The sequence below is a fragment of the Rhodococcus sp. NPDC003382 genome, assembly GCF_053589135.1.
Window position 1 is genome coordinate 42,586 of sequence record NZ_JBSFRH010000013.1, and the last position, 18,578, is coordinate 61,163.

An 18,578-nucleotide genomic window follows, 5' to 3' on the forward strand; every position below is an offset into this window, starting at 1 on the left:
GGTCCCCTTCGAAGCAGAACTGACGACCGTCGATCCTACTGATGACGGCAGGCAGCTTCGCTGCTCGTGTGCCTTTGTGGCGGTCAGGGGCGCCACTACGGCACACGGACGGATTCCGCCTCCGCGAAACAGCGGCGGAGCGAATCCATGCGCGCCTCGACGTGGGACAGATAGTGCGGGTGCGTGAGGATGTACGGAAGGTCGCGGGCGATGCCGTCGAGCACCCGCGCGCCGGCCTCCGCCGGGTCCATGCCGAGGCTGCCGTCGCCCTTGATGTGGGCGACGTTCTCGACCTGACCGCCCAGCCGGGTGGTGGTGCTGTCGAGGTTGGACCGGACCAGTCCGGGGCACAGCACCGACACCCCCACCCCGTGGGGCGCCATCTCCTGCCGCAGCGCCTCGGACATCGCCACGACCGCGCTCTTGGCCGCACTGTAGGCCCCGCGGCCCGGCGCACCCGCGGTCAGGGCCATCACGGACGCGGTGTTGACGATGTGGCCCCGCCCGCGGACGCGCAGGTCGGCCGCGAACGTGGAGATCCCGTTGAACACTCCCGTCAGGTCGATGTCGATGATCCGGTCGAACACCTCCGGGTCCAGGTCGGCGAAGTCCCGGCCGTTGAATCCGATTCCCGCGTTGTTGACAAGGATGTCGACGGGCCCGAACACCGCTTCCGACCGGGCCTTCGCCTCACGCCAGGCCGCGCGGTCGCGCACGTCGAGGTCGAGCCCGGCGAAGTCGTCCGGGCGGGTGGCGACGACCGCTTCGGTTGCCTCCCGGTCGATGTCGGCGATCGTGACACGCACCCCGGCGTCGGCGAGCGCCTCGGCGATACCCCTGCCGATACCACTGGCGCCGCCGGTGACGAATGCGTGGCGCGCGGAACCCAGGTCCACTTGCTTCCACCTCCTGCTGCGAAACCTCGACGAGAATGATGTTTCCGTAAAGCAGAACATCATTCTTGGCGATGGTCAAGCAGCTGCGCTGCCGGTGTGCCGAAATGGCGGTCGGAGGCGCCACTTCGGCACACCGGCGCCGAATCGGCGCTTCGCCACCGCATCACGGCACCGAGAGGGTGTAATCGGTACAGGCCCGAACACCGCGAGGTGATCATGACGAACCTGCCCGGCGCCCGGCCCGTCCGCGCTCCCCGCGGCCGCGACCTGCACTGTCGCGGCTGGCAGCAGGAGGCCGCGCTGCGCATGCTGATGAACAATCTGGATCCGGAGGTCGCCGAACGCCCCGACGATCTCGTGGTCTACGGCGGCACCGGGCGCGCCGCCCGTAGTTGGGCGGCGTTCGACGCGATCGTCGCCACGCTCGAGACCCTCGCCGACGACGAGACCCTGCTCGTCCAGTCCGGCAAGCCCGTCGGGGTCCTGCGCACCCACGAGTGGGCTCCGCGGGTGCTGATCGCGAACTCGAATCTGGTCGGCGACTGGGCGAACTGGGAGGAGTTCCGCCGGCTCGAGGCGCTCGGTCTCATCATGTACGGGCAGATGACGGCAGGTTCGTGGATCTACATCGGCTCGCAGGGCATCCTCCAGGGCACCTACGAGACGTTCGGGGCGGTCGCGCGGAAGCTCGCCGCCTCGGGGCGCTACCCGGACAGCGGCGGCACCCTCGCGGGCACCCTCACCCTCACCGCGGGCCTCGGCGGAATGGGCGGCGCGCAACCGCTGGCGATCACGATGCACGACGGTGTCGCCCTGTGCGTCGACGTCGACCCGGCTCGCATCGAAAGACGCCTGGACCACGGCTATCTCGACGTGCGCGCCGACACCCTCGAAGCCGGACTCGAACTGGCGGTCGCCGCGCGCGAGGCCCGCACCCCGTTGTCGATCGGGGTGGTCGCCAACGCCGCCCACGCATTCCCGCGACTTCTCGAGCGCGGCGCGCCGATCGACATCGTCACGGATCAGACCTCCGCGCACGACCCGTTGTCCTACCTTCCGCTCGGGGTGGAACTCGAGGACTGGCACCGGCTGAGCGAGAAGGACCCGGCCTGGTTCACCGAGCAGGCACGCGCGTCGATGGCACGGCACGTCGAGGCCATGGTCGGATTCCTCGACCGCGGCGCCGAGGTGTTCGACTACGGCAATTCGATCCGCGACGAGGCCCGCAAGGGTGGCTACGACCGCGCGTTCGCCTTCCCCGGCTTCGTCCCCGCCTACATCCGGCCGCTGTTCGAGGAGGGTCGCGGCCCGTTCCGGTGGGTGGCACTGTCGGGTGACCCCGCCGACATCGCCGCGACCGATCGGGCGGTCGCCGAATTGTTCCCGGACAACACGCATCTGACGCGGTGGCTGCGCCTGGCCGGGGAGAAGGTGCAGTTCGAGGGTCTGCCGGCGCGGATCTGCTGGCTCGGATACGGTGAGCGGCACCGGGCGGGCCTGCGATTCAACGAGATGGTGGCCTCCGGTGAGGTGTCCGCGCCGATCGTCATCGGCCGCGACCACCTGGACGCCGGGTCGGTGGCGTCGCCCTACCGCGAGACGGAGGCGATGGCCGACGGCTCCGACGCGATCGCCGACTGGCCGCTGCTCAACGCGCTGGTCAACACCGCGTCGGGAGCGACCTGGGTGTCGATCCACCACGGCGGCGGCGTCGGCATGGGCCGGTCCATCCACGCCGGTCAGGTCTGCGTCGCCGACGGCACCGAGCTCGCCGCCCGCAAACTCGAGCGGGTGCTCACCAACGATCCCGCGACCGGCGTGCTGCGGCACGTCGACGCCGGCTACGACAAGGCCGGTGAGGTCGCCGCCCGGCACGGCCTGCGCGTCCCCATGCAGGAGCGGTGAGTCGTGACCTCGGGTCCGTGGACGCTGCTCGACGGCATCGGTGTCCTCGTCACCAACGATCCCGATATCGGTGCGGGCCGGTTGGGGCTGCTGCGCGACGCGGCGCTCCTACTCGGGGACGGTGTCGTGCAATGGGTGGGCAGCAGCGGTCGGGAACCGCACGCCGACAATGTTTTTCGTCTCGACCTGGACGGCCGCACGGTACTTCCCGGATTCGTCGACAGCCACACGCATCCGGTCTTCGCCGGCGACCGCGCCGAGGAGTTCGCGTCCCGGATGGCCGGGCAACCCTACACCGCGGGAGGTATCCGCTCGACGATCGCGGCGACCCGCGCGGCGACCGACGCGGAGCTGAACGCGACCGTGACCCGGTTGGTGACCGAGGCCCGCCGGTCGGGGACGACGACGATCGAATGCAAGTCCGGATACGGCCAGACCGTCGCCGACGAACTGCGCAGCCTGCGCCTGGCCGCGGCGCACACGCCGGAGACGACGCTGCTCGCCGCGCACGTCACTCCGCCCGAATTCGACGGCCGCACAGACGACTACGTGCGCATGGTGATCGAGGAGATGATCCCCGCGTGCGCGCCCCACGCGAAGTGGATCGACGTGTTCTGCGAGCGCGGCGCGTTCGACGCCGACCAATGCCGCGCGGTGCTCAGCGCCGGTGTCGCGGCGGGGCTGGTCCCGCGGGTGCACGGCAACCAGCTGGGTCCGGGCGACGGCGTGCGGCTCGCCGTCGAAACCGGCGCGGCGTCGGTCGATCACGTCACGCACACCAGCGCGGACGACATCGCGGCGCTGGCCGACAGCACCACGGTCGCGACCTTGCTCCCGGGAGCCGAATTCTCCACGCGGGCCACGTATCCCGATTCCCGACGACTGCTCGACGCCGGTGTGACGGTCGCGGTGGCGACCGACTGCAACCCCGGCACCTCGTACACGACGAGCATGCCCCTGTGCATCGCGCTGGCGGTACGCGAGATGCACATGAGCCCAGACGAGGCGGTGTGGTCCGCTACCGCGGGCGGAGCACACGCGCTGCGCCGCAACGATATCGGCGTGCTGAGACCCGGCTGTCGGGCGGATGTGATCGCGCTCGACGCCCCCTCGCACGTGCACCTCGCGTACCGGCCGGGCGTGCACCTCGTCTCGCACGTATGGAAGGACGGAATACGCCGATGATCCTGCGGACGGATGTGCCGGCGCAGCCGTGGACCGGCCGCGACGACGGCCCGGGCCGGGAGCACCTGCGCTGGCATGATGCCGTCACACCGTGGCCCGCCGACCCGGCACCGGGGACGCCCGTATTGATCGGGTTCCGCAGCGACGAAGGCGTGCGCCGCAACCGGGGCCGGGCCGGCGCCGCCGACGGACCGGCCGCACTGCGCGCGGGGCTCGCGTCGCTGGCGGTGCCGCCGTCCGGACCGTCGACGGTGTACGACGCGGGCGACGTGGTCGTCTCCGGTGGCGACCTCGAGGGAGCACAGCGCCGCCTCGGCGCCGCGGTGACCACACTGCTCGACCACGGACACCCCGTCACGGTCCTCGGGGGCGGGCACGAGGTCGCGTACGGCACCTATCTGGGCATCGCGGGCAGCGCGGCCGTGCGGGACGGCGCGCGCTGCGGCGTGCTGAACCTCGACGCGCACTTCGACCTGCGGGCCGATGCGACACCGAGTTCGGGTACCCCGTTCCTGCAGATGGCGCGCGAGGAGAAGTCGCGGGGGCGGGATCTGCGGTATGCGGTGGTGGGGATCGCGCAGCCGAGCAACACGACCGCGCTGTTCACGACCGCCACGGAACTCGGGGTGCGATACCTGCTCGACGACGAGTGCCGCATCGCGCATCTGCCCGATGTCGAGACGTTCGTCGGCGAGTTCCTCGCGACGGTGGATCTGGTCCACCTGACAGTCGACCTGGATGTCCTCCCGGCCGCGATCGCGCCGGGCGTCAGCGCGCCCGCCGCGTACGGGGTTCCGCTCGAGGTGGTCCAGCACGTGTGCGATCTGGTGGCGCGCAGCGGCCGGCTCGCCGTCGCCGAGGTCGCCGAGCTCAACCCGGCCTTCGACATCGACGACCGGACGGCACGCACTGCGGCACGGCTCGTGCACCGGATCGTCACCGGAACCCTCTAGAACCGGGACACACGACAAGACCCGGGTATCCGAGCCGATGTTCGCCGCCCCGGTCGCGCACACGCGTGCATGATGGAACCGGATGGGGCATTTCGGATACGGGAGTGCGTCATGACCGTTCGTCGGGTGATCGTCGTCGGTGCCGGTGTCGTCGGACTGTCCACCGCCTGGTTCCTGCAGGAGCGCGAGGTCGAGGTCACGGTGCTCGACCGCGAGGGTGTCGCCGCGGACGCCTCGTGGGGCAACGCGGGGTGGTTGGCTCCGGCGTTGACGCTGCCGCTGCCCGAGCCGTCGGTGCTGCGCTACGGACTGCGGTCGGCGCTGACTCCGTCGTCGCCGGTGTACGTGCCGCCGACCACCGACCTGCGGTTGCTCCGGTTCCTCGCCGGTTTCGCCCGCAACTGCACGCCCGGCCGCTGGCGTGCCTCGATGGCGGTGTTCGCGCAGGCCAACCGGGTCGCGCTGGACGCCTACGACGACCTGATCCGCGGCGGGCTCACCGAGCAGACCCGCACCGCCGATCCGTTCCTGGCCGCGTTCGTGTCCGAGTCGGATCGGCAGGGCCTGCTCGACGAGTTCGAGCACGTGCGGGCCGCCGGCGGCGAGGTCGACTACGAACTTCTCGATCGTGACACCGTGCGGTCGCTCGAGCCGCTGCTCGGCGAGGCCGTGCGAGTGGGGGTGCTGATCCGGGGGCAGCGGTTCATCGATCCGCCCCGCTTTCTCGCGGCCCTGGCCGACTCCGTGCGCGAACGCGGCGGTGAGATCGTCGAAGGGTTCGACACCGAGTCGATACGTGCCCGCGCGGAGTCCGTGGAGGTCACCGGCCCGGACGGGCAGGCCTACTCGGCGGACGCGGTGGTGCTCGCGACGGGCGCGCGGCTCGGGGATCTGGCGCGGCCCTTCGGGGTGCGGACGATCGTGCAGGCAGGTCGCGGCTACAGCTTCAGCGTTCGCCCCGCGGAACTGCCCAAGAATCCGATCTACTTTCCGACCCAGCGGGTCGCGTGCACACCGCTGCACGACCGCCTGCGGATCGCCGGGATGATGGAGTTCCGCAGCCCCGACGCCCCGTTCGATCCACGTCGAGTGCAGGCGATCATCGATGCCACCCGCCCGCTTCTCAGCGGAATCGATTGGTCCGCAACGAAAGAGGAGTGGGTCGGGTCGCGTCCGTGCACCGCCGACGGTCTGCCGCTGATCGGCGAAACCCTGTCGCCGCGGGTGTTCGTCGCGGGCGGGCACGGCATGTGGGGTGTCGCGCTCGGTCCGCTGACCGGCCGGCTGCTCGCGGAGCTGGTGACGACAGGTATTCCGGATCCGCTTCTGCGCCATTTCGATCCGCTGCGATGAGTGCCACCGCCTCGACTAATGCAACGGACCGACGACCGCCTCGGCCGCGGCGACGAGTTCACCCGACGCGGCCATGGCCACCGCCTCGTCGATCTCCGGCGCGAGGTGCCGGTCCGTTCCGGGTCCGGGCACGCGGCGACGCAACGCATCCCGGACCGCCGCGGTGCCCGGCGCCGGGGTCAGCGGGGAACGAAGGTCCAACGCCCGTGCAGCGGTGAGAATTTCGATCGACAACACCCGCGTCAGTCCGTCCAGGGCGCGGCGAAGTTTGCGGGCCGCGGACCACCCCATCGAAACATGGTCCTCCTGCATCGCCGACGACGGAATCGAATCGACACTCGCCGGTGCCGCAAGTCTTTTCAGCTCCGCGACGATTCCGGCCTGCGTGTACTGCGCGATCATGTGGCCGCTGTCGACCCCGGGATCGTCGGCGAGGAACGGCGGCAGGCCGTGATTGCGCGCGACGTCGAGCAACCGGTCCGTGCGACGTTCGCTCATGCTCGCGACATCGGCCACGGCGATGGCAAGGAAATCGAGGACGTAGCCGAGCGGAGCCCCGTGGAAGTTGCCGTTCGATTCGATCCGGCCATCGGCAGTGACGACGGGATTGTCTATGGCCGAGCACAATTCGCGGTTCGCGACCTGTTCGGCGTGGGCGAGGGTGTCGCGGGCCGCACCGGCGACCTGCGGGGCGCAGCGAAGCGAGTACGCGTCCTGCACGATCGGGCAGTCGTCGGTGCGGTGGCTGGCGACGATCCCGGAGTCGGCGAGCAGGCGGGCCATGTTCGCGGCCGCAGTCGCCTGGCCGGGGTGCGGACGCAGCGCGATCAGGTCGGCGGCGAAGACCCGGTCGGTCCCGAGCAGCGCTTCGACGCTCATGGCCGCGGCGATGTCGGCGAGCCGCAGCAGGTCGGCGAGATCGCGGCACGCGAGCACGAGCATGCCGAGCATTCCGTCGGTGCCGTTGATCAGCGCCAGGCCTTCCTTCTCGGCGAGAACGACCGGCATGCACCCCGCCTCGGCGAGCGCCTCCACCGCGGGCAGGGCGACGCCGGCGCGGTCGCGAACCGTGCCCTCCCCGGTCAGCGCGAGCGCGACGTGCGCGAGGGGCGCCAGGTCGCCGGAACAGCCGAGACTGCCGTGCTCCGGCACGATCGGGGCGATCCCCGCATCGAGCATGGCCGCGTACGCGACGGCGGTGTCGACCCGGACGCCGGTGCGACCCGTCGCGAGGGTGGACAGGCGCAGCAGCATCATCGCCCGCACCACCTCCCGCTCGACCTCGGGGCCCGTGCCCGCGGCATGGGAGCGCACGACGCTGCGCTGCAGCCGGGCCCGGTCCTCGGCGGGGATGTGCCGGACGGCGAGGGCACCGAACCCGGTGGAGATGCCGTACACCGGCCGGGAGCCGCGGGCCAGCGCGTCCACGAGGGCGCGGCCGTCGGCGATCGCGGTGAGCGCCTCGTCGGACAACCGGACCGACGCGTCGCCGCGCGCGACCCGCACCACCTCGTCGGGGGTGACGGGTCCGATTCCGACGACGACCTCACCGGCCACTGCTACCTCCCGGATTCGCTTTCGAGGTCGTTGTGGGCTTCGAGGTCATTGTGGACGCCGTCCTCGCCCGGGGTGTCGCCTTTCGGGTTCGGGCCGGTCAGACGGTCCCCGACGCGGTCGAACCAGTCGAGCACCGCGCGTTCGTAGAGCACGCCGAAGTCGAGGGTCGCTCCGAAGTAGGGGTCGATTCCGTCGAGCGCGGCGAGTTCTTCGTATTCGGAGAGTCGTTGTTCGTGGGCGGTGCGGTGGGCGGCGAGCATCTCGGCGAGACGCTCGGGCGGCAGATGGCCGCCGAAGGCGACGGTCAGCAGCAGCGGGTACCGGATGTTCTCGGGGCCGGGTTCCCGGACGATCCAGTCCGCGAAGGCGCGACGGCCGGCGTCGGTGAGGGAGTAGGGCTTGCGGTCGCGCGGGCCCTTCTCCCCCGCCACGATCAATCCCGCGGTCTCCATCGCCGCGAGTTCCCGGTACACCTGGCTGGTCGTCAGGGACCAGAACTTGCCGATGCGGTCCTGCGCGGTCGCGACCAGGTCCCATCCGGTCTTCGGGCCCTCGTGCAGGAATCCGAGCAGCGACGCCGCGGTCGCGTTGAGGGGGCGGGCTGTCATCGCGGGTTCCTTCCGCCGAGGGGTTGACATTCCACTGTGGCATATCGCATGCTGGATTACGCGACATTCCACAATGGAAGATCCTGGGAGGGGTCCCGATGGACGCACTCGCCCCCGAAACTCCTATCTCCGGCCTCCGCATCTCCGACGCCGACCGCGAACGGCTCGTCCAGATCCTCGGCACCCATGTCGGCGCGGGCCGCCTGACCCTGACCGAGTTCGACGACCGCGTCACGCAGGTCTACCGGGCCGTCACCGAGGACCAGGCCCGGCAGGTTCTCGCCGACCTTCCCGCCCCGACGCCCCCGGCCCCGCCCCGGCGTCCGCTGCGGGACTACGTGCGCGGGCTTCCGCTGCACCAGCGCATCGAATGGTCGGCGTGGCTCGCCGTCGGTGTTCTGAACCTCGCGATCTGGGCCGTCGTCTCGCTCGCAGTCGGCGCACTGATCTACCCGTGGCCGGTGTGGGTGATCGGCCCCTGGGCACTGGTCCTGGTGGGCCGCACCCTGCTCGGCGTCGAGGGCGGAGCGGCCCCCGGTCTCGTGCGCGCTTTCGGTAGCTGCGGCTACCAGAAACACGCACGAGCACGGGTGGCTACGGGAAGCCGGTGCATCTGAGATAGTCGACTCATGCGACCGCTGTACCCCGGAACTCAGCAGCCCGGAACTCGCTGATGTTCCTGCTCGACGACACGCTGGTGTACAGCGCCGGCGACCTCACCCACGCCGCGACCTGCGAGTTCTCGCTGCTGCGGACGCTCGATGCGGCGCTGGGGCGGGGTGCGCAGACCGACACGGCCCCCGACCCGATGCTCGAGCGGGCCTTCGCGCTCGGCGATGCGCACGAGCAACGGGCGCTGCGGGACTTCCAGGAACGATTCGGTGGCGGGGTCGCGATCATGTCGCGCCCGGAACACACCACCGACGGCTACGCGGCAGCTGCCGCCGCGACACTCGACGCCCTCTGCGCCGGAGTCGACGTCGTCTACCAGGGCACCGTCTTCGACGGCCGGTTCGTCGGCTTCTGCGACTTCCTGGTCCGCGACGGCGACACCTACGCGGTCTACGACACGAAACTGTCGCGGCACACGAAGATTCCGGCGCTGCTGCAGGTGGCGGCGTACGCGGATGCACTCGCCGCCGTGGGTGTCCCGGTGTCGTCCCACGCGCATCTGCTGCTGGGCGACGGGACCGACTCGGCACATCCGGTCGCGGACATCGTTCCGGTGTTCGCGCTGCACCGCGCCCACCTGCAAGAACTCCTCGACGACCACCACCGCGCGGGTGCACCGGTGGTCTGGGGCAGTACCGGGCACACCGCGTGCGGGCGCTGCCCGGCGTGTGAGCCGGAGGTGACGTCGAGCCGGGATCTGCTGCTCGTCGCCGGGATGCGGGCGACGCAGCGGGCCCGCCTCATCGCCGGAGGGATCACCACCGTCGACGACCTCGCCGCCCGCGAGGACCCGGTCCCGGGTATCGCCGCACGCACCTATGCGTCGCTGCGCGCGCAGGCCCTCGCCCAACTGGAGCAGGAGCGCACGGGCTCGGCCTACGTGGAGGTCTTCGCCCCGAACAGCCTCGGCGCCCTGCCGAAACCGGATGCCGGGGACATCTTCTTCGATTTCGAAGGGGATCCACTATGGTGCAGGGACGACAGCTCGGACTGGGGACTCGAGTACCTGTTCGGCGTCGTCGAACGGACCGCGCAGGACCCGGTGTTCCGGCCGTTCTGGGCCCACGATCGAGCCGAGGAACGACGCGCGTTCACCGAATTCCTCGACTACCTGACGGACCGGCGGCGGCAGTACCCGAACATGCACGTCTACCACTACGCGGCCTACGAGAAGTCGGCGCTGCTGCGGCTCGCCGGGAGACACGGGGTCGGCGAGGAGATCGTCGACGACCTTCTGCGCGGGGGTGTTCTCGTCGACCTCTACCCGGTGGTGCGGGCGTCGCTGCGGATCGGTGCGCCGTCGTACAGCATCAAGAAACTCGAACCGCTGTACACGACGAAGCGCGACGGCGACGTCACCGACGCGGCCACCTCCGTCGTCGCGTACGCCGACTACTGCGACCACCGGGACGCCGGCGACGACGAGGCCGCCGCGGAAGTGCTCGCGGGCATCGCCGCATACAACAAGGACGACTGCGTCTCGACGATGCTGCTGCGGGACTGGCTGCTCGCGCGCGCCGACGAACACGGTGTCGCGACCACCGACCCCGTCGCGGTGACCGAAGCCGAGGAGTCCGAACCCGACCCCCTCGAAATTGCCCTGCGCGAGTTCGCCGGTCCCGCAACACATGCGGACCGCACCGCCGAACAGCAGGCCGCGGCGCTGATGGCCGCGTCGCTCGGCTACCACCGCCGCGAGCGGAAACCGTTCTGGTGGGCGCACTTCGACCGGCTGTCCGATCCCGCCGACGAATGGTCGGACACCCGCGACACGCTGGTCGCCGCGTCGGTGACGCTCCTCGACGACTGGCACAAGGCCACACCGCGGCAGCGAAAACTGCGCCGCAACATCCGGTTCGTCGGCGAATTCGGTACCGGCAGCACCGTCGGACCGGGGACCACGGTGTACCTGCTCTACGACATGCCCGTGCCGGACGGACTGCTCGACGGGGGTCCCGGGACCCGCGGCTGGAGCACCGGTACGGTCGTCACCCGCACAACGGACGACCGTTTCCACGACGTGCTGGTCGTGGAGGAGACGCTGCCCACGGATTGCGACGAGTACTCGCAGCTGCCGATGGCGATCACGCCCGGGCCGCCGATCCGGACGACGAGCATCGAAACTGCGATCGTCGCGGCCGCCGACGAGATGTGCGGAACGCTGCCGCACCCGCCGGTCACGGCGGCGGTCGACGTGCTGCGCCGGATCCCGCCGCGCACCCGGTCGAATGCCGGCCTGCCCCCGGTGGTCGACGGCGACCACGCCGCCGCGATCACCGCCGCACTGCTCGACCTCGACGATTCGTACGTCGCGGTGCAGGGACCGCCCGGCACCGGAAAGACCTACACAGGCGCTCGCGTCGTCGCCACCCTCGCGCTCCGGCACGGCTGGCGGATCGGTGTTGTCGCGCAATCACATTCGGTGATCGAGAACATGCTCGACGGGATCATCGACGCCGGTGTCCCGGGTGATTCCGTCGCGAAGGCCAAACCGAGGAAGACCGACCCGGCCTGGACCGCGTTCCCCGACGCCAAGGCAATGGCCGGGTTCCTCGACCACGCCGCCGGCGGCTGCGTCGTCGGCGGAACGGCATGGGATTTCACGAACCTGTCGTGCTTCGAGCCCGGCGGTCTCGACCTGCTCGTGATCGACGAGGCCGGGCAGTTCTGTCTCGCGAACACGGTCGCGGTCGCCCAGGCCGCGCGAAAGCTGTTGCTGCTGGGCGACCCTCAGCAACTCCCCCAGGTCAGCCAGGGCACCCATCCCGAACCGGCGGACACCTCGGCGCTCGGGTGGCTCGCCGAGGGGCACGGCGCCCTACCCGCAGACCGCGGCTACTTCCTGTCCCGCACCTGGCGTATGCATCCGGCGCTGTGCGCGCGGGTGTCGGACCTGTCGTACGAGGGTCGTCTGCTCTCGCAGGAGAACGTCACGGCCGCACGGTCGCTCGACGGGGTACCGCCCGGCGTGAGCACCGTCCTGGTCGAGCATCACGGCAACTCGACCGAATCGGTGGAGGAAGCGGACGAGATTACCCGGCGCATCCGGGACCTGCTGGGCACCCCGTGGCGCGACCCGAATTCGTTCGAAGGCACCCGCCCGCTCGACCAGGGCGACGTCCTCGTGGTCGCGCCGTACAACGCGCAGGTGATCGCGATCCGCGAGCGGCTGGCCGCGGCGGGTCTGGACCGGGTCGACGTGGGAACGGTCGACCGGTTCCAGGGGCGTCAGGCCGCCGTCGTGTTCGTGTCGATGACCGCGTCGGCGCACGAGGACGTCCCGCGCGGCATGTCGTTCCTGTTGTCCCGCAACAGGCTCAACGTTGCGCTCTCGCGCGGGAAGTGGCATGCGGTCGTCGTGCACTCCCCCGCCCTGACCCGGTATCTGCCGAGCACGCCGGAGGGACTGGCCGAACTCGGCGCGTTCCTCCGGCTCACCCGCTGATCCGGTCCGCTCCCCTCACACCCGCTGCACGACGACCGCCGCCCCGAGTCCGAGACCACCGGGAATCACCAGCAGAGCGAACTCCCCGTCGGTACGAGCCAGCTCGTCCAGGGCGTTGACGAGCAGCATGCCGCCGCTCGCGCCCAGCGGATGTCCCGTGGCGACGGCGCCGCCGTTCGGATTGACGCGGGCGGGGTCGATGCCGAGTTCCCGGCCGACCAGCAGCGGCGACACTGCGAACGATTCGTTGGCCTCGACGACGTCGAGGTTCGCGGCCGTGATCCCGGCACGATCCAATGCGGCGCGGGCCGCGGTCATGCCCGCGGTCAGTCGTGGCGAGCGCACCGCCGTCTGGGTGACCGCGACGATCCGCCCGATCGGGTCCGACCCCGCGACCTCCCGGGAGCGCCCGGACCCGAGTACGAGGGCCGACGCCCCGTCGGCGAGTTGCGGCGCGGTCCCCAGCGTGTGCAGGCCGCCGGTGGGCCGGAGCGAATCGGGTAGTTGCCGCGCGACGCGCTCCCAGGACGGATCCTCCCCGAACAACGTTCCGAGAGCAGCGAATCCGTCGAGGGTTGCGTCGGCGCGGGCTCCTTCGTCCCGGTCCAGCACGACGGTGTCGCCGGACGTGATCGGGACGATCGACGCGGATGTCGTGGAGGCGGCGGAACGCCGATGCGACGTCACCGCGTAGCTGTCGAGATCCTCGCGGGTGAAGCCCGCGTCGGCCGCGGTCAGGTCCGCCGCGACACCGATGGTCACGTACCCGGTGACGTCCTGCAACGGACCCTCGTAGGCGAACGCAGGTTTGTCGGTCAGCATCGGCACCCGCGACATGGACTCCACCCCGCCCGCGACGACGACGTCGTGCATTCCGGACGCGACCTTCGCTGCGGCGGTGCCGATCGCGTCGAGCCCGGAGCAGCACAGCCGCGACACCACCCCACCCGGAACGGTGTCGGGCCACTGCGCCCACAGGGCCGCGGCGCGGGCGACGTCGCCGCCCTGGTCACCGGCGGCCGTGCTGGTGCCGATGACGATGTCGTCGACCCGCTCGGCGTCGAGTCCCCTCGCCTGCAGGGCGCGCAGCAGCGTCGCGAGAAGTTCGTATGCGGGCACGTCGGCCAGGGTTCCGCCGCCGCGCCGGACGCGACCCTTGGGTGTCCGGACCGCGTCGTAGACGAAGACGTCCGAGCTGAACTGGGACAAGAGATCTCCACTTCGGGAACAGAGGGATGGTGCGGGACTCAGTCGACGGACGTGGGTGTCCGCCGCAGTTCACGCTTGAGGAGCTTGCCGACGGCGTTGCGGGGAAGCACCTCGCGGACCTCGAGACGCTCGGGAAGCTTGAACGAGGCGATCTTCCGTTCCTTCAGGAACGCCACCAGTTCGTCGAGGGTCAGCGATGCGCCGGCACGGCACACGACGACCGCGGCCACCTTCTCGCCGAGCACGGTGTCGGGATCACCGACGATGGCGACCTCCGCCACCGCCGGGTGCTCGGCGATGATGCCCTCGAGTTCGACCGGCGCGATGTTCATGCCGCCGCGGATGATCAGGTCCTTGCTGCGGTCGACGTAGCGCAGGTACTGGTTCCGGTCGCCGGCGATCTCGAAGATGTCGCCGGTCTTCAGGTATCCGTCGTCGTCGAACGGACTGGGGAGGTCCACTCCCCCGATGTATCCGGGGAAGACGGCGGGACCCGCGATCCGGAGTTCGCCGGGCCGGCCCGGTTCGGTGATCTCCTCACCGGTCGCGAGGTCGACGAGCCTGACGCCGACGCGTTCGGCGAACCTCGACGACCACTGGATGCCGTCGGCTCCGTAGCGGGGGAAGAACTGCGCTCGGATGTCGGGGTCGGGGAAGTCCTCGGGACTCGACAGCAGCGACACACCCTCGTTGGAGCCGAAGAAGTTGATGACGCTGAGCCCGAAGCGTTCCTGCCACCCGCGCACCATCGCCGGTTGCAGCGGCGCCGAACCCGAGCCGATCCGAGTCAGGCTGGACAGGTCGATCTTCGCGAGCAGGTCCTCGTTGTTCAGGAGCATCCACATCAGCGCCGGCGGCGCGATCGTGTAGGTCACGCGCTCGACCGCGATCTGCCGGAAGAAGGTGGGCGCGTCGAAGGGATGGTGTTGCACGAGCCTCGCCCCCATGACGAGCCACGGCAGCAACATGCCGTTGATGCCCGCCATGTTGATCATGGGGAACGGGTTGAGCAGCACGTCGTCGCCCGTCACGCGGGGTGCGTCGATCGTCGCGATCGAGAAGGCGAGCCAGTCGTAGTGGGTCCGCTGCACCCCCTTCGGTTCGCCCTCGGTGCCGGAGGTCCAGCAGATCGTGACGCAGTCGTTGGGATCGTTCGGGTCCGCGGTACGCAGCGCTTCGACCCGCCCTCTGTCGGTGTCCGACGCCGGACCCGGGACGATGTGCGCGTCGGCCGTTCCCGAATTCTCCTCCGCCGCACCGATCGTCAGGACAGACCGCAGGGACGGAATCGTGTGCCGCACCGCGACGACTTCCGCGGCGGTCGGCCGGTCGCCGAACTTCTCCACGGTCAGCAGGGTCGCGAAGCCGCCCTTGTTCGACATCGTCACGATCTCGTGTTCGCGATACTGCATCGCCAGCGGCGACACGATGGCACCGATAGACCACGCGGCGAGGTACACCTCGACCAGTTCGATGGAATTGGGCAGTTGCACTCCGACGACATCGCCGCGACGGATTCCGTGGTCGAGCAGCTGCGCCGCGAGGTGGACGACCTCGGATTCGAGTTCGTTCCACGTGAGGCGCCGGGGCTGCGATCCGACGAGGTCGGCCCGGTTGGCCGGGTCGACGATCGCGGTGGCGTCACCGCGCGCGCTCACCTGCTCGCGGAACACCCGGTCGAGCGTGTGATCCGTCCACCATCCGCGCCGGACGTAGTCCTCGACGCGGTCTTTCGGATGCAGGCCTCGGTGTGGCTGGGCCATGGGCCACCTTTCCTTCTCGACTGTGCGAACTGGGGTTACGGGGAGAACGGATCCGCGGTGCCTACAGCCCGATCGCCTGCGCCGGGTCGTCGGCGGCGCGCCAGCGCCGGAGTTCTTCGCCCGCCGCCCACGTGGAATGGGTTCCGCTCGAAATCCGTTCGGGCAGGCGCAGTTTGCAGACCGGTCCGTCTCCGACTGCCGCCGCGTCGAACACCAGACAGTAGGAGGCGTCGTCGTTCATATCGGTGGTGAGCGTGACGAGGTATCCGTCGTCCTCGGATGTGCTGCCCACCCGCGGAGCCATCGACGTCTCGCTGCCGTACACGCCGTCACCGAACGAACAGCTCTCCTCGGCGCCGGTGCGCACGTCGTGCTTGACCAGGCCGTTGAACAGGAACCGTCCCGGCACACCCGTCGCCGCGTAGACGTAGCGGTGCTCGCGTCCGCCGAGCGTGTTGTTGATCATGCCGAACTCGGTGATCGTGTCGGTGAGGGGCTCTTCCTTCACCGCTCCGGTGACGAGATTGAAACGCCAGCGGTGCAGCCGGGTCTGCAGGTAGTCCAGTGCGAGGAACCGGAATGCCCGCTGCTGCTCCGTGAGTCCTTCGGGCGAGGGTTCGGGGGCGCCCTGGTAGAAGCCGTCGAGCACGATTTCGTCGCCGTCCTCGTAGGCGTTGGCGAAGTGCAGGACGTAGGTCGGGTCGGCTTCGAACCACTTGATGTCCGACGTCTGCCCGCGACGGGGGATGACCGCGAACCGGGCGGGCATGTCGCGATGGAACTTCGGTGCGTGGACGCCGCGCTCGAGCAGCCGCGGATCCCAGAACAACGGCAGATCGTTGAGGATCGCGTAGTTCTCGGTGAAGGCCATGTCGTGCGGCAGGCGCGGACCGGGGAGCGGGATGTCGACGTAGTGCACGAGGTCGTTGTTCTCGTCGACGACGCCGTACTTCATGTACGGCGCCTCCTTGCTGTAGTTGAAGAACAGCATTTCACCGGTCGTTTCGTCGACCTTCGGATGCGCCGACACACCCCAGTGGTAGGGGAAACTCCCGTTCCAGTCCTCCTTGCCCAGGGTGCGTGCCGAGTACGGATCGAGGCGGTACAGATCGCCGCACTGCCAGAAGCTCGTCAGCGCACGCCCGCGATGGACGACGACGTCGGTGCTCGACGCGTCCTTCATCCTCCGCCGCGCGCCCCAGCCGTCCTCACGTTCGGCCCACTCGGGCATTTCCGAGGCGCCCGCCCACAGGGCACGGCCCGCTTCGTTCTCGGCGAGAAGGCCGTCCGTGCGCACGAAACGGTTGCGGTAGAACGCCTTCCCGTCCCGGAAACCCACGACGTGGATCATGCCGTCGCCGTCGAACGGGTGGTATCTCTGCACCGCCGGATGGAGCGGATTCTCGGTGTTGCGCAGGTACACACCGTCCAGGTCCGTGGGGACCTGCCCCTCGACGACCTCGAGATCGTCGGCCTTCCATTCGGTGGTCTGCGGCCGCCACGGGCCCGTGCGGTAGGGGTGATCGTCGTCCTCGGGAAGGGTCGACAGCAGTCGGCCGACGATCTCGATATCCATGATGGCCTTCACCTTTCGCATCGGGCTGGCGCGGCATCCCGGCGTGGGCTTCGGGGCGCGCCTTCGTTCTACAACTAAGAGAGTGACTAACGACACGTGCCATTGTCAAGACGCCCTCGACAATCCCCCTCGACGGAAGAGGACTTCCCATTTCCCGCAAACTCTTATAGTTGTAGTAACGATCGCAGTTCACACAGCCCGAAAGCAGAGACCCATGAGCCCTGAACCGGTGTGGATCGCCGGCGGATACCAGTCCGACTTCTCCCGAAACCTCACCAAGGAGGGTCTCGACCTCGACGCACTGACCGCCGAAGTCGCCCGCAGTGCACTCGACGCCGCGAACATCCCGATCGCCGACATCGACGTCGTCCACGTCGGAAACGCGTTCGCGCAGGTGTACACGGGTCAGGGCCACCTCGGTGCGATGCCGGCCTCGGTCCTCCCCGATCTGTGGGGAGTGCCGGCCACCCGCCACGAGGGCGCCTGCGCGTCCGGATCCCTGGCGATCCTCGCGGCGATGGCCGATCTCGAATCCGGGCGATACGACTGCGCCCTGGTCGTCGGCGTCGAACTCGAAAAGAACGTGCCCGGCGACCTCGGTGCGAAGAACATGTCCGGCGCTGCCTGGATCGGGCACGAGGGTCAGGATGCCAAATTCATGTGGCCCTACATGTTCAGCCGCATCGCCGACGAGTACGACAAGCGGTACGGTCTGGATCCCCGGCACCTGTGGAGCATCGCCGAGCTGAACACCCGCAACGCCCGCTCCAATCCGAACGCGCAGACCCGCGGATGGCAGTTCGGTCCGGCGTCCTTCACCGACGACGCCGACGCCAACCCGGTCGTCGAGGGCCGGTTGCACAAGGTCGACTGCGGTCCCCTCACCGACGGCGGCGCCGCGGTCCTCCTGATATCGGACCGGTACCGCCGCGCCCACACGGAAACAGCCGAACGGAAAGACCTTTCGCGCATCCTCGGCTGGGGCCACCGCACCGTCGGGCTGCTGCTCGAGGAGAAGCTCGCCCGCAGCGCCGACGAGCCGCTGATGTTCCCCCACGTGTCCGCCGCGATCGGGGATGCCTTCACGCGCGCCGGCATCAGCGGGGTCGACGACCTCGACCTCATCGAGACCCACGACTGCTTCACCGCCAGCGAATACATGGCGATCGACCATTTCGGCATCACGAAACCCGGCGAGAGCTGGCGCGCAATCGAATCCGGAGAACTCGAGATCGGCGGGCGCATCCCGATGAATCCGAGCGGCGGCCTGCTCGGCGGCGGGCATCCCGTCGGCGCAACCGGTGTGCGCATGCTCCTGGACTGCCACAAGCAGGTCACCGGGACGGCAGGCGACTACCAGGTGCCCGGCGCCGCCCGCGCCGGAATGCTCAACTTCGGTGGAAGCACCACCACCACAGTCAGTTTCGTCGTCGGACGAGACCGATCGGAAAGATGA

13 protein-coding genes are annotated in these 18,578 nt (G+C 69.6%); 7 read left to right on the top strand and 6 right to left on the bottom strand.

All coding sequences use genetic code 11. From position 1 onward, the window contains the following. Positions 1–95 precede the first annotated feature (95 nt). Positions 96–896, bottom strand: a complete 801-nt coding sequence (locus ACWDUD_RS11455) for an SDR family oxidoreductase (RefSeq protein WP_248673030.1) — start codon at positions 894–896, stop codon at positions 96–98. A 216-nt stretch (positions 897–1,112) separates the two neighbouring features. On the opposite strand from ACWDUD_RS11455, the gene ACWDUD_RS11460 reads away from it, so the two are divergent. The 4 genes from ACWDUD_RS11460 to ACWDUD_RS11475 all read left to right on the top strand — a co-directional run bounded on the left by ACWDUD_RS11460 (position 1,113) and on the right by ACWDUD_RS11475 (position 6,292). After that, positions 1,113–2,801: a urocanate hydratase gene (locus ACWDUD_RS11460; RefSeq protein ID WP_450109375.1), complete on the top strand. Its 1,689-nt coding sequence runs from the start codon at positions 1,113–1,115 to the stop codon at positions 2,799–2,801. Between the two features lie 3 nt (positions 2,802–2,804). Next, complete coding sequence (hutI, locus tag ACWDUD_RS11465; protein ID WP_450109376.1) at positions 2,805–3,986, top strand: imidazolonepropionase; 1,182 nt, start codon at positions 2,805–2,807, stop codon at positions 3,984–3,986. Continuing rightward, entirely contained in the window at positions 3,983–4,939 is a 957-nt protein-coding gene (gene hutG, locus ACWDUD_RS11470; RefSeq protein WP_450109377.1) for a formimidoylglutamase, read from the top strand. The genes hutI and hutG overlap by 4 nt, the downstream gene beginning before the upstream one ends. Before the next feature lie 111 nt (positions 4,940–5,050). Beyond that, a complete protein-coding gene (locus ACWDUD_RS11475) occupies positions 5,051–6,292 on the top strand; it encodes an NAD(P)/FAD-dependent oxidoreductase (protein ID WP_450109378.1) in 1,242 nt (413 codons plus the stop codon). 15 nt (positions 6,293–6,307) lie between these two features. Here the strand turns inward: ACWDUD_RS11475 and hutH are convergent, their stop codons facing one another. Together hutH and ACWDUD_RS11485 are read right to left on the bottom strand one after the other, a co-directional pair. Next, positions 6,308–7,849 (bottom strand): histidine ammonia-lyase, encoded by a 1,542-nt coding sequence (gene hutH, locus ACWDUD_RS11480; RefSeq protein ID WP_450109379.1) that lies wholly within the window; start codon positions 7,847–7,849, stop codon positions 6,308–6,310. 2 nt (positions 7,850–7,851) lie between these two features. Then, a complete protein-coding gene (locus ACWDUD_RS11485) occupies positions 7,852–8,457 on the bottom strand; it encodes a PadR family transcriptional regulator (protein ID WP_450109380.1) in 606 nt (201 codons plus the stop codon). A gap of 98 nt (positions 8,458–8,555) precedes the next feature. Between ACWDUD_RS11485 and ACWDUD_RS11490 the strand changes: the two genes are divergently transcribed. Further along, positions 8,556–9,074 carry a DUF1707 SHOCT-like domain-containing protein gene (locus ACWDUD_RS11490; RefSeq protein WP_450109381.1) on the top strand — a complete coding sequence of 173 codons (519 nt, stop codon included), beginning with the start codon at positions 8,556–8,558 and terminating at the stop codon, positions 9,072–9,074. Positions 9,075–9,130: 56 nt separating this feature from the next. Beyond that, on the top strand, positions 9,131–12,574 hold the full coding sequence (locus tag ACWDUD_RS11495) for a TM0106 family RecB-like putative nuclease (RefSeq protein WP_450109382.1): 3,444 nt from the start codon (positions 9,131–9,133) through the stop codon (positions 12,572–12,574). A gap of 15 nt (positions 12,575–12,589) precedes the next feature. Here ACWDUD_RS11495 and ACWDUD_RS11500 read toward each other — a convergent pair whose 3' ends face one another. The 3 genes from ACWDUD_RS11500 to ACWDUD_RS11510 all read right to left on the bottom strand — a co-directional run bounded on the left by ACWDUD_RS11500 (position 12,590) and on the right by ACWDUD_RS11510 (position 17,122). After that, the gene (locus ACWDUD_RS11500; RefSeq protein WP_450109383.1) at positions 12,590–13,783 is read right to left on the bottom strand and encodes a thiolase family protein; all 1,194 of its coding nucleotides are present in this window, start codon (positions 13,781–13,783) and stop codon (positions 12,590–12,592) included. 38 nt (positions 13,784–13,821) lie between these two features. Further along, positions 13,822–15,546 (bottom strand): class I adenylate-forming enzyme family protein, encoded by a 1,725-nt coding sequence (locus tag ACWDUD_RS11505; protein ID WP_450109384.1) that lies wholly within the window; start codon positions 15,544–15,546, stop codon positions 13,822–13,824. 61 nt (positions 15,547–15,607) lie between these two features. Then, the gene (locus ACWDUD_RS11510; RefSeq protein ID WP_450109385.1) at positions 15,608–17,122 is read right to left on the bottom strand and encodes a carotenoid oxygenase family protein; all 1,515 of its coding nucleotides are present in this window, start codon (positions 17,120–17,122) and stop codon (positions 15,608–15,610) included. 214 nt (positions 17,123–17,336) lie between these two features. Here ACWDUD_RS11510 and ACWDUD_RS11515 point away from each other — a divergent pair, with 214 nt between their 5' ends. Continuing rightward, the gene (locus ACWDUD_RS11515) at positions 17,337–18,578 is read left to right on the top strand and encodes an acetyl-CoA acetyltransferase (protein ID WP_450109386.1); all 1,242 of its coding nucleotides are present in this window, start codon (positions 17,337–17,339) and stop codon (positions 18,576–18,578) included.